The sequence below is a fragment of the Citrobacter sp. Res13-Sevr-PEB04-36 genome (genome assembly GCF_015672735.1).
Taxonomy (GTDB): domain Bacteria; phylum Pseudomonadota; class Gammaproteobacteria; order Enterobacterales; family Enterobacteriaceae; genus Citrobacter.
Genome location: NZ_JADABY010000025.1, coordinates 1 through 22,535, shown reverse-complemented (window position 1 = coordinate 22,535; position 22,535 = coordinate 1). Strand labels below are relative to the sequence as shown.

Sequence of the window (22,535 nt, the reverse complement as noted above, 5' to 3'; positions counted from 1 at the left end):
CCTGTGCGGTCAGATTCCGCTAACTGCCCGCCAGCAGCGGACTTCACTCCCGGTCTCGTTTTTCAATAATGCCTGTTTCTTCTCACATCCCTGAGTCGCCAGCGGGCAGCGATCGCGGAAATAACATCCCTGCGGTAGGGTTCGATTTCCCGGCAAATCGGTTTTACGTAACACCAGATCTTCCGCCAGCGGTGCACCGGTTTTAGGGACCGAGTCCAGCAACAGACGTGTATAGGGGTGCGTCGGAGAGGTTAATACCTGTTGTGTGTCACCCAGTTCGACGATTTGCCCGAGGTACATTACCGCCACCCGGTCGCTCATATGCCGCACGACCGACACGTTATGCGAGATCAGCACATAGGTCAGGTTTCTGCGTGCCTGTAATGCCACCAGCAGGTTGAGGATTTGCGCCTGCACGGAAATATCCAACGCCGAGGTGGGTTCATCAAGCACAATCACATCCGGCTCAGAGGACAACGCGCGGGCAATGGCAATGCGCTGGCGCTGCCCGCCGGAAAACGCGTGCGGCAGGCGGTCAAGGTATTCCGGGCGAATCCCCACGTGTAACGCCAGCTCTTCAGCGAGGGCGCGGCGGTGACGTTCGGTGCTGCGCTTTTGGATCCACACCGGTTCAGTAATAATTCGCCACACCGGTAAGCGCGGATCCAACGACGAGAGTGGGTCCTGAAAGACCATTTGCATGCTGCTGTGTTTTTCTGCACGACGGGCGCATTGCCCCTGGCTCGGTTTGAGCATACCCATAAGCAGTTGGGCCAGTGTACTTTTGCCACAGCCAGATTCGCCGACAATGCCAAGCGTTTCCCCCTGGCAGATCTGTAAATCTAATCCGTTGAGCGCATGCACGCGCTCGGTGACCTTGCCAAGCCAGTTTTTTCGGGCCGGGAAGTTGACATGTACATCCTGTAGTGACAGTAAAATGTCAGTCATGACGAGTCTCCAGTTGGGGATACCAGCAGGCGGACTGCTGATCCGCATGCCCCTGACTGCGTAATGCCGGGACCGCGTCACACTGCGTCCCGGCCGCATAGCAGCGTTCGCGGAATGCACATCCGGCAGGTAATTGGGTTAAGTTAGGTACGGTACCCGGGATTGCGGGCAGCGGCGCGCGGGGCACTCCGTGTTCTGGCGCGCATTTCAGCAAACCAATGGAGTAGGGATGCGTCGGGTGCTGGATCACCGTCTGCGTTGGTCCGCTTTCTATCACGCTTCCGGCGTACATGACATATACCCTGTCGCACAGTTGCGAAACCACCGCCATATCATGGCTGATAAACAGCACCGCCGTGCCGCTGGCCCGTGCTTTATGCTTCAGCAAGCGCAGCACCTGCAGTTGCACCGTCACATCCAGCGCGGTCGTCGGTTCATCGGCAATAATCAGCTCCGGCTCGCAGGAAAAAGCCAGCGCGATCATCACCCGCTGGCGCATACCGCCGGAAAGCTCAAACGGGAATCGTGACATGACCTCGGCGGCGTCCGGGATTTGCATCTCCTCCAGTAAGGCGATGGCTTTTTGTCGCGCATCCGTGCGGCTGAGTGATTGATGATGACGGATCACCTCCACCATTTGCTGGCCAATGCGCCGGGTCGGGTTCAACGCCGTCATTGGTTCCTGAAAAATCATCGCCACACGCGCCCCGCGCCATTTGCGCATTTGCTTCTCGCTGGCGTTCAGTACATCTTCACCCAGCAGTGACACGCGTCCCTGGTGAATGCGATAACTGCCCTCCGGCAACAGGCGCATGGCAAGCATGGCGGTAACGGATTTCCCGGAGCCGGACTCGCCGACCACACCGACAATCTCACCCCGGTTAATGTGCAGCGAGACATGGTTCAGCGCATGTACATCGGCTTTATAGCCAGAGAAACTCAGGTGTAAATTCTCGATTTCCAGTACGGATTGGCTCATGACTGTTTTCCTCCGGCTTTCGGGTCCAGCAGGTCACGAATACCATCTCCAAAGAGATTGAAACCCACGGCGGTGATCAGAATGGCAGCGCCAGGAAACGCGCAGTACCACCACTGGTCGAGCACGTAGTTGCGGCCAATTGCCACCATGGCTCCCCATTCTGCGCTCGGTTGCTGCGCACCCAGACCGATAAACCCCAGCGTGGCGGCCATCAGGATCGCACTGCCGATGTCCAGTGATGCCTGCACGATCAGCGGCGGCAGCGAATTACGTAAGATATGCCAGCTAATCAGATGCCAGCGAGACGCGCCGTACGTACGGGCAGCCTGTACGTACGTAAACTGGCGGACTACCAGGGTTTGTCCCCTGGCCAGGCGTACATAGAAAGGAATGCGCACAATCGCAATCGCCAGCATGGCGTTAAACAGGCTGGGGCCCAGTGCGGCGGCCAGCGCCATGGTCAGCACCAGCGAGGGGATCGACAGCATCACATCCATCACACGCATAATAATCGCGTCGGCTCGGCCGCCCATCACGCCGGACAAACAGCCAACCAATGAGCCAATCCCACCGGCGATACCCACCACCACCAGGCCGGCGACGATCGACTGCTGGCTGCCGACCAGTACACGGCTAAACAGATCGCGTCCCACCTCATCAGTACCAAACCAGTGCGTGGCTGACGGGGGGAGCAGACGTGCGGTGAGGTCAATCGCGTTGGGATCGTAAGGTGTTATCCACGGTGATAGCACCATCATCAACAGCATCAGCACGATGATCGCTCCGCCAATCAGCGTCAGCGGACTGCTTTTCATCATCCAGAACAGTTTGCCCCAGTCGCGGCGACGGTGAGCGGTTGGCGAGGTGGCGGGCGTTTCTTGTGAGAGCATCATTGCGTACCTCCGCGTCCGATGCGCGGGTCAATCCACAGGTAGAGTAAATCCACCACCAGGTTGACCAGCACATAGGCAAATGACACCACCACGGCAAATCCCATGACGGCCGGGAAGTCGAGCGCCTGAATGGAGGTGACGACCCAGGCACCCATGCCTGGCCATGCGAACACTGTTTCGGTGAGTACCGCGCCGTAGAGCAGATCGCCCAGCGCCAGACCGAGGACGGTGATGGACGGAATGAGCGCGTTGGGTAGCGCATAACACAAAATGATGTACCAGCCCGGTAAGCCGCTGGCGCGAGCGGTGCGGATGTAATCCTCGCTAAGCTGTTCGAGCATGGCAGAGCGGATCTGACGGGCGACAATGCCAAGATGCACAAAGGCCAGCGTCAGGGACGGTAAGATCAGATGCTGGAGCGCATTGAAAAACACCTCGCCATTGCCTTCCAGCAGCGCATCTATCAGATAAAAGCCGGTAACGTGCGTCGGTGGATCCAGCCAGTCGTCCAGGCGTCCACCGCCGGGCAATATTTGCAGATGACCGTAAAACAGTACGATAACCCCGAGGCCAAGCCAGAACGCCGGCGTCGAAATCCCGGTAATTGCCATCAGACGCACAAGGTGGTCAAGCCAGCGGTTACGCCAGACTGCAGATAAAATCCCCAGTGGGATCCCGATAATTAGCGCCAGCAGCAGGGAGCAAAAGGCCAGTTCAAGCGTGGCGGGGAAGAACACACGCAGCTCATCCATCACCGGACGTCCGGTGCGAATCGAGGTGCCTAAATCGCCTTGAAACACATCACTGACGTAGCGAAAAAATTGCACGTACAGCGGCTGATTAAGGCCCAACTGTTGGCGAATGTTTTCAACAATTTCATCACTGGCGCGATCGCCCGCCAGCAGCCGCGCGGGGTCGCCCGGGATCAGGTGCGAAATAATAAAGGTGATGACGCAAACACCGGCCACCACCAGGATAAGTCCCCAGCAGCGCTGGCGTAAAATGCTCCAGAAAGTCATTGGCTTCCCCTTGCGGAGCCAATGTGGCTCCGCATAAACGTGGTGAGATTATTTACTCATGGTGGAGATGTTGAAGACCTGTTCCAGCATTGGGTTGAATACAAATCCTTTGACGTCTTTGTTCATCGCCAGCTGGTAGTTTTTCTGGAATAAATAGACGTAGGCCGCCTCATCAATGACGATGGTTTGCGCCTGCTGGTAATCGTTGGTTCTGGCCACCTGGTCGGTCGTTGACAACGCGCTGCGCAGTAACTTATCGACCTCGCTGTTTTCATAGAATGAGCGGTTGCCCGGTAAGCCTTTTTTATCCGACTCAAACCAGTAATTCATAAACATATACGGGTCGGCGAAGTCCGGGCTCCAGTTGCCGATGGCGATGTCGTAATCACCTTTACCGACGCGGTCACGCATGGTGGCGTTGGCTAGTTTCTCCAACTTGACCTTGATCCCCAGCTTGCCAAGACTGGCCTGGGTAGCGAGGGCAATTGGCTCCCAGTTAGGGTCGTTATCCGAGTACAGGAAGCTCAGGCTGTCTGGTTTGTTTGCGACTTTGTCCCACTCGGCTTTGGCTTTCGCTTCATCAAAACTGTATTGCATGGCTTTTTCATCAAAGCCCCACATGCCTTCGGGGATCGGGCCGCGCATCTGCTTACCGTTGCCGCTGAGGATCCCGTTCACCATGCCCTTATAATCCGTTGACCACGAAATAGCGCGGCGCAAATCCACCTGATTGAGCGGCGCTTTACTGTTGTTCAGGTACAGGTAGGTCACGCGCAGTGACGGGTAATCCGCTACCTTGACTTTGCCCTCCTGCTTTAAGGCTGCAAGCTGGTCAACGGGTAGCGCATCGGCAATGTCGATATCGCCGCGCGACAGCTGCAGACGACGGGAGGCGCTTTCACCGATGATTTTCACCGATACGCGCTTAAACACCGGCTTGGTGCCCGCCCAATGCGGGTTAGGCACCAGGACCAGCTGCTGTCCTTTCTGCCAGCTCTTTAACATAAAGGGACCCGAGCCCGCCGTATTCTGGGCAAGGAAACCGCGCGCATCGTCGGCGGCATGTTCTTTTAACACCGCCGGGTTGATTATCGACGCACCGTCATTCGCCAGTGTGTACAGGAACGGCGCGAACGGCTGGCTGAGGGTAAATTTCACCGTACTGGCATCAATGGCCTCTACCTTCAAATCTTTGGGGAACGCCTCGGCAGGTCCCTGGCCAATTTTAAGTAAGCGCTCAAAAGATTGTTTCACCGCCTCTGCCGTTACCGGCGTACCGTCGGCAAATTTGGCTTCACTTTTCAGGGTGAAGGTCCACTCTTTTTGATCGTCAGACGCTTTCCAGCCGCTGGCTAAATCGCCTTCTACTTCCGTGGAGCCTTTATCACCTTCGGTTTTATACTGCACCAGACGCTGATATGACGGATAAGTTACCGTCCAGTCGTTGTTATCAATCGTGACGGCAGGGTCGAGCGTTTGTGGATCGGCGGCTTTACCGATCACCAACATATCCTTGGGCACCGCGGCCTGTGCAGCGGGCAGGGCTGCTGCTAATGCTAAGGCAATAAGAGCGGGGCGAAACAGCGATGTTAAGGTCTGTGTTGTCTTCATAACCTGGCTCCAGAATTAAAGGGGGTGTGGTGTTGTTATTTGGGGTGCAGGAAAACACGCAATACAGTCATCAAGCAGGGGGTAACGAGCCGCGTCTGGTAATTCAAAATGCCACCATTCGCTGCTGATCCCGACAAAACCGCCTCCGGACATAATGGCGTTGAGCATCAGCCGATTACGTTGCGCCTGTGGGGGAACGGAAGGATGCCAGGCGTGGGAACGATCGTGCATCTCATCAAAAGCGGCCCCCATATCGAGGACATTGCCACGTTCATCCATCAGCGTGACGTCAATGGCTGTGCCCCGACTGTGATTGGAGCCAATCGCCACATCGACGACATACTGCGGATCCGGGCAGGCATTCCACAGCATCGCCTGTGCCAGCTGTGGACGGTAGGCGTCGTAGACCACCAGATTCAGGCCCGCCAGCTTCGCAATGCTGATGCTTTTGGCCAGTCCCGTGACCGCATCGGTGTGTAACAGGCAGCGTGCTTCCCGGTAGACGGGTGCGCCGGTAATGTTATCGCGGGTGGCGTATTTGAGATCGATATGCAGTGACGGAAAGATCACCGACAGATCGACCAGAACAGAGGTTTCTGGCATAGCACGATTCCTGTTTATTGTTCGAATTGACCAAACTGCTGTTGGAGTTGACGATTGGTTTGCAGGCGCCCGGCGAGGGTGTCGCCTAATTGCGCCACCACCGCGGAGAGTAATAAGTTGAACAGACAGCTGACGGGGGCAAGGGAGTCCCAGAAATGCCCGGTGTCGGTTTTCACCTGAAGTAAATCTATGCTGTAGTCTCTGGCCCATGGACACCAGACGTCGGTTATCAGCGCAAGCGGTATCTGGCGTTCACTGGCGACCCGGCAATATTGTCGTGACGTTGCGGAATAGGCGCGCGTATCGGTTATCACCACATACGGCTGATCAAACCCTGAATTCAGCGACTCAACCCAGCTACCGGAAAGTCCTTCGGAGTAACTCACTTTGGGCCGCAGATATTCCAGATGGCTGAAAAAGGCGTTGGCGATCCCTCGGGTCGACTGAATGCCGAGGATATACACGGCTTCGGCGTGCGCCAGCTGCCGCGCAATGCGTAAAAATGTCTCGCTTTGCGCCAGCTGATAAACATGGGTAATGGCATCAATTTCCAGCAACAGCGACTGCTGTGCCCGGTCCGGCAGACGTTGCTGCTGGTGCCAGGAATCAAGCCGTTCATTCATTCCCCACGGTTGATAGGACATAGCAGGCAGTTCGCGCAGGCTGGCTTTAGCATCTTCCAGATTGCGAAAACCCAGTTTGCGCAGATAGCGTCCAACGGTAATACCACTGGTCCCTGTCGCTTTAGCAATGCCGTCTGCCGTTTCGAACGGGATCTGTGCAGCGTGTGCTAACAGCCAACCGGCAACGCGCTTTTCACTCGGTGTAAGCTGGCTGAAGGTATGTTCTACGCGGGCGAATAATTCAGGCTTTGATGTCATTACCGTCTCGCTGTTAGTTATCTGTCAGATACCGTTTCGTTGTTACTGGATTAACAATGCAGGACGCGTGCCATGTCTGCGCGCCCGGTTTACTGGCGTTGATTGTTAAAAATTACGCATTTCAATTAACTAATGATCAACATTTGTGCAGCGTAGTTCAGTTTTGGTGCAACGGTAGGGAAGACGGGGTATGAATCTGCTGATTTCGTCGGGAGGATCACATTGTGGACGAGGTTTACCCACTGACATCAGAATTGGTTAACTGAAATATAAATTTCAGCCATATCAATGACCATAATCTTTATTATTTTGGCTGCGGGAGTATTATTTTTCTCGAACTACATTAACGGTTTAAAGCGCAAGTGTAGATATTATCTATATTATAAATGGAGTACTACAATGAATAAATTCTCCCTTTCTACTGCAGGCATTCTGGTTGCTGCATTGTTAACCAGTGTCAGCGTCAATGCAGCAACAGAGGCAGCAAAAACGGAAGTGACCCCGAAAGGTATGAGCTGCCAGGAATTTATTGATTTGAACCCGCAAACTATGGCGCCGGTTGCCTTCTGGGTGCTGAACGAAGATGAAGACTTCAAAGGTGGCGACTTCGTAGACTATAACGAAACAATCACCACTGCGGTTCCGCTGACCATTGAGATGTGCAAGAAAAACCCACAGAGTGAATTAAGCAAAATAAAAGCTGAGATCAAAAAAGAATTATCTAAATAAGATTTTAGATCTATAAAAACCCAGTCATAGTGCTGGGTTTTGTTATTTGTGACAACGTCACTTATTTACTTTGTAATACTTAAGAAAATCTTATAAAGATATAAACTCCGGTGCCGATACTGCATAAAAGTTAGCCTTTTGCAGAAGGAGTTTGTATGGCCTGGTATCCTACTCGTATTTCCACGCGTTTAACCATTGGCGGCATTCTGTTGCTTGCTGTCACTACTCTGGTGATTGTCGCTATTATGCTCTGGCGCGGTCAGCCACGCGTCGTTGAGATCAATACCGCCCTGATAGAAGAGACGGGACAAGGGTTAACCCGTCAACTGAGTACCGTGTTGTCGCGTATTGAAGGCGAAACGGTCAGTTTGTCACGTCTTGCTGAGGTGCTGCCTAACGATGAATCCCTGTACCAAAGCGTGGTACCACATCTGATTGGCGAGGATAACAATTCGATTATTACCGGCGGCGGGATCTGGCCGGAGCCAAATGCCTTCACTCCGGGAGTGGAGAAGCGCAGCTTTTTCTGGGCGCGCAACACCGAGGGAAAACTTGATTTCTCCAATGATTACAATGTTGAAGGATCTGCCGGTTATCACAACGAAAGCTGGTATCAGCATGCCAAAGGGCATTCGCAGAACAGTTGTCTGTGGTCTGATGTTTATCAGGATGCCAGTTCCGGCGTCAATATGGTGACCTGCAGTATCCCATACCTGCTCTCGGGTAAGTTCGCCGGGGTAGCGACCACCGATATTCGTCTGGATAACGTCGCCACCTTTATGCAGCAGCAGGGTAACAGTACCGGTGGCTATGCATTCGTGGTCGATAAGCAGGGGCAAATCCTGTATTTCCCACAGGCCGACAACGTGAAACAGAAAACATTTAGCGATCTGTCTCGTAGCGCACAATGGCTGACACCGATCGAGAATGGCCTGAAATCGCTTCGCGTTACAGACGGTGTGAAGACTATTCCGCTGGAAAATGATGGCGTACTGAATGCGCCGTCGCGGGTGATGCTGTTCCCGATGGCTGACACCGGCTGGGTGGTGGGCCTGGTCACGCCAGAATCACGCATCGTTGGCCTCGCCAAAGTAATGATGCAGGACGTACTGGAAGTGTTGATCCCGATTATGACGGTTCTGCTGGTGGGTTCCTGGCTGGTGGTACGCAGACTGATCTCGCGTCTGGACGATACGCGTCGCGCCCTGGATGATATTGCACAGGGCGAAGGTGATCTCACCCGTCGTCTCGATGTGCGCGGCAAAGATGAGATATCAGCCATCGCTGAGGCGTTTAATCTGTTTGTCGATAAAATCGCGGCCATCCTGATTACCGTCAGAAGCAGTAGCGTAGTCGTTGCCAATAACGCCGTCAGTCTGGCAGACAGCAATATGGAACTCTCTTCGCGGGTGACACAGCAGGCTGCGGCGCTGGAAGAAAGTTCGGCGGCAATGGAACAATTAAATGCGACCGTTCATCAAAATGCGAGCAATACACAGTTGGCGGATGAGTTATCTGACAATACCGCGCAAACGGCCAACCGCTGCGGCGATGTGATGCAGGGCGTGATCTCAACCATGGATAACGTTAGCGGCTCATCCGGAAGAATGGTGGAAATTGTCGCGGTGATTGACAGCATTGCCTTCCAGACCAATATTTTGGCTCTGAATGCTGCCGTTGAAGCCGCACGCGCCGGCGATGCGGGTAGAGGATTTGCCGTAGTCGCCTCTGAAGTTCGCACACTGGCGCAGCGCAGTGCGACAGCTGCTCAAGAAATCAAAGCGTTGATTGATGAGTCGGTGTCTCATGTTGGCAGTAGCAGTCAGCAAATTCACACTGCCGGTGAACGACTGGAAGAACTGGTCAACAATGTGCGTCAGGTACGCCAGTTGATGGGTGAAATTCGCGTCGCGGGGGAAGAACAGCGCAAAGGCGTTTCTGAAGTCACGCTGGCGGTGACCGAAATGGACAGCACCGTACAACAGAATGCGTCGTTAATCGATGATGCTGCCGCACGAACCCAGGTGCTTAAAGAAGAGGCCGAGCAGTTAGCGTTGCTGGTTTCTACTTTCAGATTACCTGAACCGACAGCGGCTTGATTCAGCAATAACCGTATCCGGGCGCAACGTCTGCGCCCGGATACGCAATTAGTGATCCAGATACAGATAGTGCATCCAGCTGGTCATGCGTAGCAGTATTTTTCGTATCAATGATAAGGCTTCAAAATGGTGTGCGGAATAGACGGCGACCTGGGCGGTGACACCATCTGGCAACTGCTTTTCCGCCTGATTGTCATCGACATCTATACTGACGAGCACTTTGTTGCTTCCTGACGCCACATTCAGCGATTGTAGCGCGCCCTGGGCGTAATAGGCCCCAGTTGGAATTACCGGCGCTATGTTCACCACTTTTCCTTCAATCACCTGTCCGGGTAAACCATTGAATACAATCTCTGCGTCGTCGCCCACGTTAAGACGTAAAATAGAGTTCTGGCGAAAAGCCGCCACAATTTGATTCTTGTGGGCAGGAATAAAGACCATCACGGGTTTAAATGGGAGCCTCGACGCATACGTTCCCGGACGAACCAAAAGTTGGCTGACATAACCGTCGCTTGGGGCACGAACAATCGTTTGTTCATAATTAAATCGCGCTTCATCAATCTCAGCCTGTAAACTGGCTATCTGCGAATTTTGACCATTAATACTGCTGTCGAGTTCTTTTTGAATGCTGTTCAATTCAGCATGGGCTGCATCCATTGCGGCATTCTGTGCCAGATAATCCTGACGTGCAGTATCAATATCATTGGCAGTAAAGGGATTGACCCTGGCCCGGCTTCCTTGCTGGTAGCGCTGATAATTTTTGTAATATTTATCGCGCTCCGCTTTTGCCTGCTCAAACTGAAGACGCGCACTGTTACGTTTTTCTTCCAGCGCCATGACGTCATGCTTTTGCGTAGCAATGTCCGCTTCCAGTTTTTCCAGTTTGGCTTTATAGCGGGTAGGGTCAATTTTAAACAAAACGTCACCTTTTTTGATTGGGGTATTAATTTTATCCGTGACCTCGGACACCACCCCGGTGACCTGCGGGACAACAGGAATACCGACAACCAGTTTTTGCGCATCCTCGGTATAGGGATGGTTGTAATTCATGGTGAGAATTAATGCACCCAGCATCACTATTCCACCCAGGACTGCCGAAGGGACCGTCCATTTATTCAGTGGGACTTTAAATATTTTGAAAATGACATAAACAATAGCCGCGTAGGTTAATACTAGTAATGTTTCCACGATCAATTCACCTTCGATTCCTGCACGTTGCCGGGTGCCATTTGTTCAAGTGTTTTCTCTAATAATGCGATACGCGCGCTAAGTTCCTCCGCATCATCGCGTGGGGGACGTCCATGCCAGCCATTCTTATCACTGTATAACGTTGCCCATATCCACAGAAATGGCCAGATCGCATGCAGCGTAAACAGACTTACCCACCCGGCAACATGAATAGCATCCAGGTGCGGGTGGTTGCGCTTCTTGGCAATTTCATAGGGAATGTCATGCAATGTCAGCACGCCATAAAAAATAACTAAGAACACGAAAACGAGCATCGCCAGTGCGATATAATTGAGTAACATAAAAACTCCTGTGGTTAGCATACATTATCGCTATTTTTTAATGGCAAAGAGTTTTAATATGTTAAAAGTATAAAATAAGACTTTATCAAAAAAATCTAAATATAATTTAATCCGAAATTGGATTTTCCATATTTGCTTTTTTCGTTAAAAAGGATGATTCTTTAAGAAAGGCAATATAAATAATCTTGAGAACGCTATGACAAATCCTCCCGAACAATCAGGTTGCAGTGACGAACTTCTGGCGATAAATATTACCAGACTTTTCAATGCATTATTACCACTCTCCGAGCCACAATCCTTATATCGCAGTGGCTCTTTTATTATGGATTCTCAGGGAGAGAACGGGATCTGGCTGTTGACCGAAGGAAGGATAGTAATCAGACGTCGTATTGATGGGCTTATTCTGGCAAGCCAGCAGGCACCGATAATGCTGGGGATGGCCGAATTTTTTCTCCCTACCGGGCAAAAATTTTATGATATCGAGGCCGTCAGTCCTTGTACGACACATGTGATCAAGAAAACAGATTTTATGACCGTCGTAAATCGCGACCAGTTATGGGAATCGGTAGCGGTCGTGGAAGCCTACATTATCCAGGTGATGAGCCAACGCGATCGCCTTATCACCAGCCGGAGCGCAACGGATATGGTTTGGGGACACCTCGAACTGTTACAGCAAGAGCCTGAGGAAATCAGAAAAAGGATCTCTGCAGCACAATACATCAGGGAACGAACGGGACTTTCGCGCAGCACCGTTATGGATACCCTTGCCAGACTCAAACGGCAGGGGGCAATCCAGCTTCAGCGCGGTCATCTGGTGTGCATCTGTATAGATTAACGCTCGCACGTAAATCCAATATAGCGATACTTATCCTGGATTTATGCCGTTAACCTTCTTTTAATGGGGCTTATTGCGGGACTGGGTGAGCAGGGTTCTGAACTGTCCGCCGCTTAGTGCCATAGCGGCGGACAGTGGCAATATTACTGCCCCCAACGACTGCGGATATAGGTTACTGCATCCTGGGTTTGCGGTTGATTGAGGTAATCCTCTCTGAACAGGATCGTCCCGTTAATGTGTGGTTCAGACTCGTTCATATCGAGCTGTTTTTTCAGTTCCGGAACACCACCGTTAACCGCCCAGTCGGGCTCTTTTCTTGATGGCTCACCAACCTTATACAACGCAACCCCAATATACAGGCGCGTGTTGGTCGACTTAACCACGTTAGCCCACCATTTCGCCAGCACATCATAACGCGCGGCATCCCGGGCAAAAGGCCAGTAAAGCTGCGGGGCGATGTAATCCAGCAGACCCAGTTGTACCCAGCGGCGGGTATCAGCATAGGATTCATCATATGCCGCTGCACCACGCGTGTCGGAACCTGCCGGGTCGTGTGAACGGTTACGCCATACGCCTGCCGGACTGACGCCGAACTCCACTTCAGGATTCAGTTTCTTAATGGTCTGCGAAACCTGCGCAATCAGCTTTTCTGTGTTATTGCGTCGCCAGTCCGCTTTCGAGGCAAATCCCTGGCCATACTTTCTGAAGGTCTCACTGTCGTTAAGCGTCGAGCCGGGTGACTCGGTATAGAAGTAGTCATCAAACTGCACGCCGTCGACGGGATAATTCTCAACCACTTCCGCAACGATGCTGGCAACCCAGTCTCTGACATCGGGAATGCCCGGGTCGAGGACAAAACGTTCACCCGCCGTGCGGATCCAGTCCCGATGCAGAACATAGACACTTGATGGATGCTGGGACAGGGTATTATTTAATTCCGTTACGGTTCCGGGTTTGGTGTTGACGGAAACACGATACGGATTAAACCAGGCATGAACTCTCATCCCACGCTTGTGGGCTTCATCGAGCATAAACTGCAGCGGATCGTAACCGGGATCTACACCAATTTTGCCCGTCAGGGTATCTGACCACGGCAAAATTTTGGATTGCCATAGCGCGGTGGCGTCCGGCTTGACCTGGAAAAATACGGTGTTGACCCCGAGACGCTTAAGATTATCCAGCTTATCCGTCAGCGCTTTTTTCTGCTGGCTAATGCGGATAGTGGGTGAACTAACGTTAACGGAGGAGATCGGCGGCCAGTCCAGACGAGAAACCGTTGCCAGCCAGACACCGCGCACAGGTTCATGACTACGCTGCGGTTTGGTCAGCGGCGGCTTCGGCGAGGTTTTTGGCACCGGAGGCTCGGAGGAACAGCTACCAAGTAAGAGCATACTGCCGACAAGCACGGCGAACCATTTCACGTTAGTTATTGGCAGTATGTTGCGAGAACGGGCGATGAGATTCGCCAGTTTTTTCTGATAATGACCTGAAATAAAACCGGATGCTGACATCTGAAAGGCTCTTATTTCTTGTTAATACGACTATTCGCCCAAGGGTCGAAGGCAGGAGACGCGGTATTTTCCGGGGCGGGATCATTCAGGGAATCAAGATACAACGCTTCAACTTCGGCACGCGCCCAGGGTGTGCGGCGCAGAAATTTTAAACTGGACTTAACGCTGGGATCGTTTTTAAAACAGTTGATGTTAATGAGCTGGCTCAGCTCAGCCCAACCAAAGCGAGCAACCAACGCATTGATCTGCATTTCAAGCGTTACGCCGTGTAAAGGGTCTTTAGAAGTATGAGCATTCATATGAAGTCCAGTTCAGGGGTTCCAAATTAATCATTCACGCACGCAGTAGGCTTGCGAAGGGGAAGGTTACAAGAAAGCAGGGCGACCAGCAATGGCATAAACAGGCCTGATGCTCGCGAATGAGCACCAGGGGTCCTGTCATGGTAATGAATTGGCAATCAGTACTCTTTAAACGCCAGTTCCAGACGGGCGAGTAACGGTTTAAACAGGTAGCTTAAAAATGTCCGCTCGCCGGTTTTTATCGTTACGCTGGCGGGCATCCCGGCTTTAATCTTGTAATCACCCAGCAAGCGCGCACCTTCAGAGGAAACCTGCACTTCGGCGAGATAATACGGCTGCTGAGTGGCTTCATCAATTAACCGGTCAGCGGAGACGGTTAATACATGCGCAGGTACTGACGGCAGCAGCGCGTGGTTAAGGGCCGGGAACAGGACGTCCACGGTTAACCCCGGGGCAAGTTTATCAATGGCATGCACTGGTATTTTGGCATCGATTTGCATCGGTTGTCCGGCGGCGACAATATCCATCAAATGTTCGCCTGGCTGAATAACACCCCCGACGGTACTGACCTTAACGTCCAGTACCACACCATTAATGGGGGAGCGAATTTCCGTGTTGTCCAGCTCATGGCGGGTAGATACCAGTTCATCTTCCAGCATGGCGACTTCTTTTTGGTTTTCGGTCAGTTCAGACTCCACTTCGCGCAGATATTGATGGCGCGACTGGTACGCTTTGATTTTCAACTCATTTTGCTGAGATTTAAGTTTGGCAATGTTCAGAATATCTTCTGACACACTGCTGGAGATTTCAGCGGCCTCACGTTCAAGCACCAGTAATTGTGCTTTCGGATAGTAGTTTTTTTCACTCAGAGCACGAATTGCGCCGAGCTCGCGGTTAATCAGCGTGAACTGATGATCGCGATAGCCTTTTATTTTGTTGAGATTTTCTGTTTGGCCGATCAGTCCATCAAGCGTTTCCTGAATCATCGACAATTCATCCTGAATCGTTTTACGCCGGGTATCAAAGAGTTTGGCCTGCAAATTTCTGACCTCTGTCAGACGTTTATTCCCGGAAAACTGCTGAGTGAGCGCGCTATTGAAGGCAATCTCCTCCAGGCCGTCTCGCTCTGCCATCAGCCGGTCTTCAATACTTTTTGCTGAAATGTACTGTGCGTTTAAGGCACTGAAACGCATATCGAGCTGCATTTTATCCAGACGGACGAGGACCTGATTTTTTTTGACCTGGTCACCTTCTTTAATAAAAATATCCGTTACGCGCCCTCCGCTCAGATGTTGAATTGTTTTCCGGTTGCTTGACACGGTTACCGTGCCATCCGCGACGACCCCGGCATCCAACGGTGCTTGCACCGCCCAGAGCAGAAAGCCGCCGACGCCGAGTACGATGACGATGACTCCCCGGATAATAGGGGCCCATATGTTGGTATCCACATCTGCAGAGCCCGGATTTCCGGAACCTTTGGTGTTCTTTTTCATCTTCATGCCTCGCGTTTTTGTTCATTGTTGGATGAAGACGCTGTCGCCACCGGTTTCAATACGTTGGCCTGGCGTAACGTGGTAAATACCTGGTCGCGGGTACCAAACTCCTGGATAGCTCCCTCATTGAGCAGTAATACCTTATTCACCACACCAAGCAGTGTGGGTCGGTGGGATATGATAACGGTGGTTTGCCCTTGGGTCCTGAGCGTATTAATGGCCTTGATGAGGGCAAATTCACCGGCATCATCCAGGTTAGCATTCGGTTCATCAAGAACCAGAAATGCAGGGTTGTTATACACGGCGCGCGCCAGTCCAATACGCTGACGCTGACCACCGGATAGCTGATGTCCGCCAGAACCCAGTAGCGTGTCGTACCCTTGTGGCAGGCGCAGGATCATCTCGTGAACACCCGCCAGCAGCGCGGCTGCCACGATAAGTTCACTGTCATTTTTTGTGAAACGGGCGATATTTTGCGCGATTGTGCCGTCAAACAGTTCGACATCCTGCGGAAGGTAGCCGATGGACGGGCCGAGCAGTTCTTTATCCCATTGACAGATATCCGCGCCGTCTAATCTGACTTTTCCTGATAACGGTTTCCACACACCGACCAGCACTTTAGCCAGCGATGTTTTGCCTGAGGCTGATGGGCCGATAATCCCCAGCACTTCGCCTTGCTCGAGCTGAAATGAAATATTGCGTAACAGCGGAGTATGCTGGCCGGGTGCCGCCGCGAAGACGGCTTCGACGCTGATATTTCCTTTGGGTTTCGGCAGGGGCAGGACATCTTTCGGTGCCGGGTACTCCTTCAGCAGGTTTGATAACTGGTGCCACGCGCTGCGAAATTGTACAAACTGCTTCCAACTGCCGATCACTTGTTCAACCGGGTTCAGTACGCGCCCCAGAATAATCGAGGCGGCAATCATCAGGCCGGGGGTAATTTGCCCGCCGATTACCAGTAAGGCACCCGCGCCCAGCGCGATGGATTGCAATAACACTCGCACGAAGCGGCTCAGGCTGCTTAATCCTGCCGTTTTGTCGGCGATCTGCGTTTGTAATACCAGCACCTTGTCATGCTGGGTCTGCCAGTTGGACTTGAGGGTAGAGAGCATCCCCATCGCTTCAATGGCATCGGAGTTTTGCAACTGCTTATTGAGTTTGGTGGCATTGTTGATGGTCAATGCATGGGCCTGTTGAATAGGTCGCTTCGTCGATAATTCAGACACTATGGTGAGAATAAACAGTATGGATATCCCACCGAGGGAGAGATATCCCAATAAAGGGTGGACAAGAAACGCGATGAATAAATAAATGGGCGTCCACGGAATATCCAGCAGGGCAAACAGGCTATTGCCAGAAAGAAACTGACGAACCTGGTCAAGTTCTGCTATTGACTGCGCGGGGTTGTTATCACCGGTGGCAATCTTTCTTTTAAACGCCGAGTTAAAAATCAGCTGGCTTAACTTTACATCCAGCCGATTCCCCAGACGAACCATGACCTTAGCACGGGCCGATTCAATCATGGCAATTACAATATATAAGCCGACAATGAGTAAGGTTAACATTAACAGCGTGGTGGTGTTTTTACTTACCAGAACGCGGTCATAAACCTGTAGCATATAAATTGCCGGCGCCAGCATAAGCATATTAATCACACAACTAAAAAATAACAGGATAAGAAAAGTAGGTTTCGTTCCTTTTAATGCATCATTCAGTTCTGTTGGCGTATGCTGGCGCGACATAGTCTTCTCCTTATACGATCAATGAACCGTTGCCGTTGTTACTGGCAAGGGTGTTCGGCATTTCCAGATAGAAATCACCAATAGTGACGGTGTTCGAATTGACGCCAACCAATGTAATGTTGTCAGTACCGATGGTAACGACGGTATTGCCGTTGTTGCCGGTGATGGACACGCTGCTGGCAAAATTGCCTGCGTTAATGCCCAACTGAACCAGGTCAAGATAGTCCTGACCACCATTGGGGTTACTATCGAAACCGGTGATGCGGTCTCGCCCAAAGCTGGCAGCAAAGGCGAAGATGTCATTCCCGGTACCGCCATCCAGATTGTCATTGCCTTCCTGACCATTGAGGATATCGTTACCGTTACCGCCGGTGAGAGTATCGACACCCGCACCACCAATCATGACGTCGTTGCCGTTTCCACCTTGCAGGTTATCATTGCCGTCTCCGCCATCCAGGAAGTCATTCCCGATCCCACCGAACAGCTGATCGTTGCCTCCCATACCAAACAGCTGATCGTTGCCCGCACCACCGGTAATGATGTTGGCGAGCCCATTACCGGTACCGATAAAGCTGCCGCTGCCGGTGAACACCAGTTCTTCAACGTTGCCGGTCAGGTCGTAGCTGCTGAGGTTGGTGCGAACCACATCCGTCCCACCGTTCAGACCTTCGATCACCACATCACCAACGTCATTGACGATGTAAGTGTCATTTCCGGTTCCCCCGGTCATGCTATCTGCCCCCAAACCGCCGTCGAGGAGGTCGTCTCCGGCATCGCCCTGCAGCGTGTCTTGTCCCGCGTCACCAGACAAGTTGTCGTTTCCGGCCCCACCGACCAGCAGGTCATCACCCGCACCACCAAACAAATTGTCATTGCCGTTTTCGCCGCGCAGAATGTCACTCCATGCGGTACCGTTCAGGGTGTTGTTTCCGTTATTACCGACAATCAGATCGCCCACCGGTTGGGTGGTGGTTGATGTCAGAACAACAGGGGGGTTGCCTTCGTCATCAACGACTGTGACCACCACCTGCAACGTCCGTCCTACGGCCGCCTGGCCTGGGGTGTAGGTGGCCGATGTGGCACCCGCAATGTTGATGAATCCGGTTGGGGAACTCATTCGCCATTGGTAGCTGAAGTTGCCGCCAGTCAGACCGTCAGCGTCGGCAATGCCGGAGACCACTGCGGTCAGCGTCAGGCTTTCCGTCGGCGTCAGGTCGTTGATCACCGGTGCGCCGGTGGTCGCCTGATTTCGCGGCATGATCGCCTGAGTTTGTGCAGAGACTAAGGTTTCCGCATCACCCATTTGGTCGTTAAAACTGGCGACCACACGCAGCGGAGCACCCTGAATAGAGCCCGGTACTCTGAACTCTACGCCGGTTGCCTGATCGCGCCATTGTCCGTTGACCAGAGCCTGCCAGGTCATGGTGATCACCGTGTTTGCCGCGAGTCCGTTACCATCCAGCAAGTTGGCCACGTTAACGCGCAGCAAGTCACCGACCGAAGGTGTCGCGCTGCTAATGTTGACGTTACCCGTCGCTTTTTGTGCGGTGACCCACAGCTGTTGACCGTCGCCAAACTCCAGTTTTTCAATGTTCAGCAGGCGGTCGGTCCCGTCATCCAGGTTTAGAGCAGCATTAGGCGTTGCGTGGTCGACCCGAAGGCTACCGTCCGCCATACGGGTAAAGGCATAGTTACTGCTGACATCGCGATATACCGCAACGTCAGTTTCGGTGCCGTTACCTTCACGCAAGATCTCACGCACGATCGACAGCTGGTTCGGTTTCAGGGTGCCGGCCAGCATGTACGATTTCAGCTCAGCCATGCTTTCTGCACTGGTGAGTCCTGCCATGCCGGTGACGGCAATCCGCACGTTCAGCCAGGCATCGCCATCAATGATGTCGTTACCCGCTTTACCCATAATACGGTCGCTGCCGCCACCGCCGAGGATGATGTCGCTGCCGTCATCCGGATTCAGCAACACCGCATTTGGGTTAGAGGAACGCTGTACACCGAGGATACTTTGCAGGCCGCTAATTCTGTCTGCACCTTCCTGGGTCAAGTTGTTGGAGAGCGGGGTACCTTGAACCGGCGCAGTACCAATGGGCTGTTCCGTGCCGGTTAAGATATCGTTGTGCTTCCATCCTGAAAGCCCTTCGACCAGGTCAAAGCGGTCACGCAGAATAAATTCCTGCTGGTTAACGAAAATCGGGATCCCGAGATCGGAGTTCGCACCGTTCGGGTCACCTTTATGGATTGCCCAGTCGAAACCGGCCATGCCATTGTTGCGTTGAATACCCGCGCCCTGAACCATAATGTCGTCGCCAGCTTCACCATCATAGTCGGTATCGTTGCCCTGACCGTTCAGGACATCATGGCCAATAATGGTACTGTTGAAGAACAGCTCAGAGTTATCACCGGCGAGCGTGTCGAAGCCGTCGCCGCCTTCCAGCCAGTCATCGCCTTCGTTACCCATCAGGGTATCAGCACCCGATCCGCCCAGTGCAAAGTCGTTATCCTGCCCGCTGAAGACCTCCTGTGCATCTTCGCCAACCACCACGAAGTCGCTACCGCTGCCGCCAAAGACCAGATCGTTACCGTTGCCGGAGAAGATGACATCGTGCCCGGCATCGCCGTGCAGAAAATCAGCATCGCCAACCGGTGTCCCGGTGTCGGTAATAATGTCATTGCCGTCACCGCCGTGGACCACATCTGCTTCGTCGCCCCCGTCCAGACGGTCATCACCACCGTCACCCCACAGGCTATCGATACCTTTACCACCAATTAACGTGTCGTTTCCGGCAGTACCGCCAAGTACCACGTGCCCGTCACCGATATATTTCAGGTAGCCGCCGTCGGCATGACTATCACCATCCACATCATTCCCCGGTGCGCGACGCACCAGTAAAGGAGTCAGCAGGTCTTTCAGCGGATTATTCCAGGTTGGGTCGCTTTCCATTTGCAGTGCGGTGTTGACTTCGAAGATATGATCCGGCGTCTGGAACAGGTTAGCGGGCAGGTGAGAGGAATTCGCTTCGCCAAGGTCACTGTTGCGCATCACCAGTGCGGAGAACGAGTTTGCCTCCAGTTCGTTGAGTAAGTTCAGCCCCTGAACACGGCTCAGGTAGTAGAACCGGTCGCCGTCCTGCAGCATTTCCATCTGCGTTTCAAAAACAAAGTTGAAGGTTGAACCCAGCATGCCGCCGAATTCGTTTTTGCGCTCTGCCAGGCCGCCAATCCAGAAGTCGACCATATTCAGACCGGTTTCTTTGGTAGCCCATGCACCGGTACTGTTAAAGAAATCGAGCGCATCTACAGGTGGTTTAGTGGTGCCCTCGCCAAACAACAAGAAGTTAACCGCTGCGCGTTTTTCGACGAGGGTGGTGGCGTTAAGGATCAGCTCATGCTGACCGTAGGCGGCCATAAAGTTGATAATGGACGCCGGGTTTTTCAGGTAGGTGGTGAAATCAGCCCAACTGGTATACGGGCGTAATTGAGAATCACCGCTGAGTTCAAAAAACTGCTCGCGAGCCTGGTTCAGCGTTGGCATTGCCGTATCACGACCGCGGGCAATATTGAGTGCACCTAAGTCCAGCGGCAGCCCAATGAGGTTATTACGCAAGGCATCGGTAATAAACTCATCAATTTCGTTGCCGACCTGGCGCGTCATACCGCGAACAATCGCGCCGATGGCCACGTCATCAGAAACGCCGACGCCGTTAATTTGATTAAATGCCACCGGGTTGAGGAACGCAGTAATTAAATCGAGATCGCCGTCTTTGTTGTCGATATCGATACGCGCCACGGTTTCTGTGAGCATCGAGTGGCCAAAACGGTAAACCACATGTGCAAACTCGGCAAAGATCAGCGGGTTAATATCCGCCGTGTTAGAGAAGACAAACGGGTCGACGGCAGGTTGTACAGTACGGGCAAACTCCTCAAACACCAGGTGTTGGTACTGCATTTCCGTGGAGAAACGTCCCGCCTGGAATAAGTACTCACCATTCCAGACCAGGGTACTGGTATCTGCTGGCAGTTCAGTTATCTGGTGATTCGGCATCAACCACTGGTTAATGAGACCGACATCACCGGTTTCCAGCAGGGTCGTTTTATATTGTTCCACCAGGCGGTTATGTTCGCTGTGGAACACAGCATGGACTGCAGTTAAGCCAATGTTTTCATTACCGCGCCCGTCGCCGGTGATAAAGTGGCGGTCGAGCAGCTCATCATCATACGTTCCGGGAGCTTGTACGCCGCCAATGACATCATCATCATCTGCGATCAGGCCCGCTTTTGGCGCAGCCGTGTGGGCAATATCATCGAGGAACGCATGTCCCGTCCGGAACGTATCTTCGGGTAACACGCCACCGTTAGCCTCAACCAGGCCGCCTTTAGTCACAATTTGTACTTTACCACTGTCACTTAAAATCAAATTACCGTAACGGTCGGTTGCCAGCAGTGGAACACTAAAGACATCCTGGTCGGTGAGTGTAATACCGAGTAAGGTCTCCGCCTGGTGTTTGACATCAGCCCAGGTCGCCAGACCACCGTTAGCGCCGCCCAACAAATTACCGGTAGGCTCAGGTTTTCCATCAATCAATACATATTCGCGGATGAAAATCTGATGAGAAGGGTGCGAGGTGTAGGTTTGGTTTTGATCAATGAAAGGCGTCGTTGTGTTGACCGTTTCACGGTCTTTATCAACCGTGGCCCGGGTTAAGATCATAAAGTTAGTTTGCGAGCCCTCCACGTATAAAGGGTCATCGGGCTGCAACGGAATAAAGACAATACCGTTCCCCCCTTTAGGGATCAAATCCAGCCCATGGTCAAAAAACTGACCAAAGAAAGTCATCCAGCCGTTGAAAGCAGGGGATAGACCCACATCAGGAGACTGGTTAGGGATGGTTAACGTATTGCCTTCCCCCGTGATGGTACCACCGCCAGGCACGCCTGATAATGCGTCAAACACCTCTTGTGCTGCTGGGTTAGAGGCTGTTTGGTCCGAAATCAAGTTACTGATAATTCTGGGGTCCGCATCAGTAACCGTACCGCCGATTTGGAAGTAGCTGGAACCCAGATCGGCGTCCTGCCAGTTTAAAGCCGTTAACCTCGGCATTGTCTGATCGGCAGAGCCGTATAATTCCTGACCAGGCAGAAGATTATTCCATGAACCATCTACTGTACGTAGTCCATAGGGCAATAGTGGGCTGGACACCAGTTCTCGAAGCAGGTCGCCATTGACGGAACCATCTTCGTTCGTTGCTGCTTCAGATATTTTGATCTGCTTAAGAATAAAAGCGAGATCGTGCAGTGTGACAGTAAAGTCATATTGTGAGGCCATAAATAATTACCCCTATCTTTACTTTG

The 22,535-nt window shown here is 52.5% G+C and carries 17 protein-coding genes; 3 read left to right on the top strand and 14 right to left on the bottom strand.

The window, feature by feature from the left end; translation table 11 throughout:
- Positions 1 to 9: 9 nt before the first annotated feature.
- Genes IMQ48_RS07170 through IMQ48_RS07140 form a run of 7 tightly spaced genes read right to left on the bottom strand, consistent with a single transcriptional unit; the run spans position 10 to position 6,934 of the window.
- The gene (locus IMQ48_RS07170) at positions 10 to 948 is read right to left on the bottom strand and encodes an ABC transporter ATP-binding protein (RefSeq protein WP_196208471.1); all 939 of its coding nucleotides are present in this window, start codon (positions 946 to 948) and stop codon (positions 10 to 12) included.
- Positions 941 to 1,927, bottom strand: coding sequence for an ABC transporter ATP-binding protein (locus tag IMQ48_RS07165; RefSeq protein ID WP_196208470.1), 987 nt, complete (start codon positions 1,925 to 1,927; stop codon positions 941 to 943). Before IMQ48_RS07165 ends, IMQ48_RS07170 begins: the two co-directional genes overlap by 8 nt.
- Positions 1,924 to 2,820 carry a D,D-dipeptide ABC transporter permease gene (gene ddpC, locus IMQ48_RS07160; RefSeq protein ID WP_196208469.1) on the bottom strand — a complete coding sequence of 299 codons (897 nt, stop codon included), beginning with the start codon at positions 2,818 to 2,820 and terminating at the stop codon, positions 1,924 to 1,926. Before ddpC ends, IMQ48_RS07165 begins: the two co-directional genes overlap by 4 nt.
- A complete protein-coding gene (locus IMQ48_RS07155; RefSeq protein ID WP_096757048.1) occupies positions 2,817 to 3,839 on the bottom strand; it encodes an ABC transporter permease in 1,023 nt (340 codons plus the stop codon). Before IMQ48_RS07155 ends, ddpC begins: the two co-directional genes overlap by 4 nt.
- Before the next feature lie 48 nt (positions 3,840 to 3,887).
- Complete coding sequence (locus IMQ48_RS07150; protein ID WP_196208468.1) at positions 3,888 to 5,450, bottom strand: ABC transporter substrate-binding protein; 1,563 nt, start codon at positions 5,448 to 5,450, stop codon at positions 3,888 to 3,890.
- A 15-nt stretch (positions 5,451 to 5,465) separates the two neighbouring features.
- Complete coding sequence (gene ddpX / locus IMQ48_RS07145) at positions 5,466 to 6,053, bottom strand: D-alanyl-D-alanine dipeptidase (RefSeq protein ID WP_196208467.1); 588 nt, start codon at positions 6,051 to 6,053, stop codon at positions 5,466 to 5,468.
- A 14-nt stretch (positions 6,054 to 6,067) separates the two neighbouring features.
- Entirely contained in the window at positions 6,068 to 6,934 is an 867-nt protein-coding gene (locus tag IMQ48_RS07140) for a MurR/RpiR family transcriptional regulator (RefSeq protein ID WP_196208466.1), read from the bottom strand.
- Between the two features lie 399 nt (positions 6,935 to 7,333).
- Between IMQ48_RS07140 and hdeB the strand changes: the two genes are divergently transcribed.
- On the top strand, positions 7,334 to 7,663 hold the full coding sequence (gene hdeB, locus IMQ48_RS07135) for an acid-activated periplasmic chaperone HdeB (protein WP_196208465.1): 330 nt from the start codon (positions 7,334 to 7,336) through the stop codon (positions 7,661 to 7,663).
- Between the two features lie 155 nt (positions 7,664 to 7,818).
- Positions 7,819 to 9,762 carry a methyl-accepting chemotaxis protein gene (locus tag IMQ48_RS07130; protein ID WP_196208464.1) on the top strand — a complete coding sequence of 648 codons (1,944 nt, stop codon included), beginning with the start codon at positions 7,819 to 7,821 and terminating at the stop codon, positions 9,760 to 9,762.
- 48 nt (positions 9,763 to 9,810) lie between these two features.
- On the opposite strand, the gene IMQ48_RS07125 is transcribed toward IMQ48_RS07130, so the two are convergent.
- On the bottom strand, positions 9,811 to 10,950 hold the full coding sequence (locus tag IMQ48_RS07125) for an HlyD family secretion protein (RefSeq protein ID WP_196208463.1): 1,140 nt from the start codon (positions 10,948 to 10,950) through the stop codon (positions 9,811 to 9,813).
- 2 nt (positions 10,951 to 10,952) lie between these two features.
- Positions 10,953 to 11,291 (bottom strand): DUF3302 domain-containing protein, encoded by a 339-nt coding sequence (locus tag IMQ48_RS07120; protein ID WP_196208462.1) that lies wholly within the window; start codon positions 11,289 to 11,291, stop codon positions 10,953 to 10,955.
- A gap of 196 nt (positions 11,292 to 11,487) precedes the next feature.
- Between IMQ48_RS07120 and IMQ48_RS07115 the strand changes: the two genes are divergently transcribed.
- A complete protein-coding gene (locus IMQ48_RS07115; RefSeq protein WP_196208461.1) occupies positions 11,488 to 12,126 on the top strand; it encodes a helix-turn-helix domain-containing protein in 639 nt (212 codons plus the stop codon).
- Between the two features lie 143 nt (positions 12,127 to 12,269).
- Here IMQ48_RS07115 and IMQ48_RS07110 read toward each other — a convergent pair whose 3' ends face one another.
- The 5 genes from IMQ48_RS07110 to IMQ48_RS07090 form a co-directional block, all read right to left on the bottom strand.
- A complete protein-coding gene (locus tag IMQ48_RS07110) occupies positions 12,270 to 13,637 on the bottom strand; it encodes a glycoside hydrolase family 10 protein (RefSeq protein WP_196208460.1) in 1,368 nt (455 codons plus the stop codon).
- An 11-nt stretch (positions 13,638 to 13,648) separates the two neighbouring features.
- Positions 13,649 to 13,936: a VF530 family DNA-binding protein gene (locus IMQ48_RS07105; RefSeq protein ID WP_196208459.1), complete on the bottom strand. Its 288-nt coding sequence runs from the start codon at positions 13,934 to 13,936 to the stop codon at positions 13,649 to 13,651.
- A gap of 158 nt (positions 13,937 to 14,094) precedes the next feature.
- Positions 14,095 to 15,429, bottom strand: coding sequence for an HlyD family type I secretion periplasmic adaptor subunit (locus IMQ48_RS07100; RefSeq protein ID WP_196208458.1), 1,335 nt, complete (start codon positions 15,427 to 15,429; stop codon positions 14,095 to 14,097).
- 2 nt (positions 15,430 to 15,431) lie between these two features.
- The gene (locus IMQ48_RS07095) at positions 15,432 to 17,171 is read right to left on the bottom strand and encodes a type I secretion system permease/ATPase (RefSeq protein ID WP_196208457.1); all 1,740 of its coding nucleotides are present in this window, start codon (positions 17,169 to 17,171) and stop codon (positions 15,432 to 15,434) included.
- 10 nt (positions 17,172 to 17,181) lie between these two features.
- Entirely contained in the window at positions 17,182 to 22,509 is a 5,328-nt protein-coding gene (locus IMQ48_RS07090; RefSeq protein ID WP_196208456.1) for a peroxidase family protein, read from the bottom strand.
- Between the last annotated feature and the right edge of the window lie 26 nt (positions 22,510 to 22,535).

What these genes read in the sequence shown, in the direction of transcription:
- IMQ48_RS07170 (WP_196208471.1), bottom strand. Translation starts at nt 948, where the DNA reads ATGACTGACATTTTACTGTCACTACAGGATGTACATGTCAACTTCCCG.
- IMQ48_RS07165 (WP_196208470.1), bottom strand. Translation starts at nt 1,927, where the DNA reads ATGAGCCAATCCGTACTGGAAATCGAGAATTTACACCTGAGTTTCTCT.
- ddpC (WP_196208469.1), bottom strand. Translation starts at nt 2,820, where the DNA reads ATGATGCTCTCACAAGAAACGCCCGCCACCTCGCCAACCGCTCACCGT.
- IMQ48_RS07155 (WP_096757048.1), bottom strand. Translation starts at nt 3,839, where the DNA reads ATGACTTTCTGGAGCATTTTACGCCAGCGCTGCTGGGGACTTATCCTG.
- IMQ48_RS07150 (WP_196208468.1), bottom strand. Translation starts at nt 5,450, where the DNA reads ATGAAGACAACACAGACCTTAACATCGCTGTTTCGCCCCGCTCTTATT.
- ddpX (WP_196208467.1), bottom strand. Translation starts at nt 6,053, where the DNA reads ATGCCAGAAACCTCTGTTCTGGTCGATCTGTCGGTGATCTTTCCGTCA.
- IMQ48_RS07140 (WP_196208466.1), bottom strand. Translation starts at nt 6,934, where the DNA reads ATGACATCAAAGCCTGAATTATTCGCCCGCGTAGAACATACCTTCAGC.
- hdeB (WP_196208465.1), top strand. Translation starts at nt 7,334, where the DNA reads ATGAATAAATTCTCCCTTTCTACTGCAGGCATTCTGGTTGCTGCATTG.
- IMQ48_RS07130 (WP_196208464.1), top strand. Translation starts at nt 7,819, where the DNA reads ATGGCCTGGTATCCTACTCGTATTTCCACGCGTTTAACCATTGGCGGC.
- IMQ48_RS07120 (WP_196208462.1), bottom strand. Translation starts at nt 11,291, where the DNA reads ATGTTACTCAATTATATCGCACTGGCGATGCTCGTTTTCGTGTTCTTA.
- IMQ48_RS07115 (WP_196208461.1), top strand. Translation starts at nt 11,488, where the DNA reads ATGACAAATCCTCCCGAACAATCAGGTTGCAGTGACGAACTTCTGGCG.
- IMQ48_RS07110 (WP_196208460.1), bottom strand. Translation starts at nt 13,637, where the DNA reads ATGTCAGCATCCGGTTTTATTTCAGGTCATTATCAGAAAAAACTGGCG.
- IMQ48_RS07105 (WP_196208459.1), bottom strand. Translation starts at nt 13,936, where the DNA reads ATGAATGCTCATACTTCTAAAGACCCTTTACACGGCGTAACGCTTGAA.
- IMQ48_RS07100 (WP_196208458.1), bottom strand. Translation starts at nt 15,429, where the DNA reads ATGAAAAAGAACACCAAAGGTTCCGGAAATCCGGGCTCTGCAGATGTG.
- IMQ48_RS07095 (WP_196208457.1), bottom strand. Translation starts at nt 17,171, where the DNA reads ATGTCGCGCCAGCATACGCCAACAGAACTGAATGATGCATTAAAAGGA.
- IMQ48_RS07090 (WP_196208456.1), bottom strand. Translation starts at nt 22,509, where the DNA reads ATGGCCTCACAATATGACTTTACTGTCACACTGCACGATCTCGCTTTT.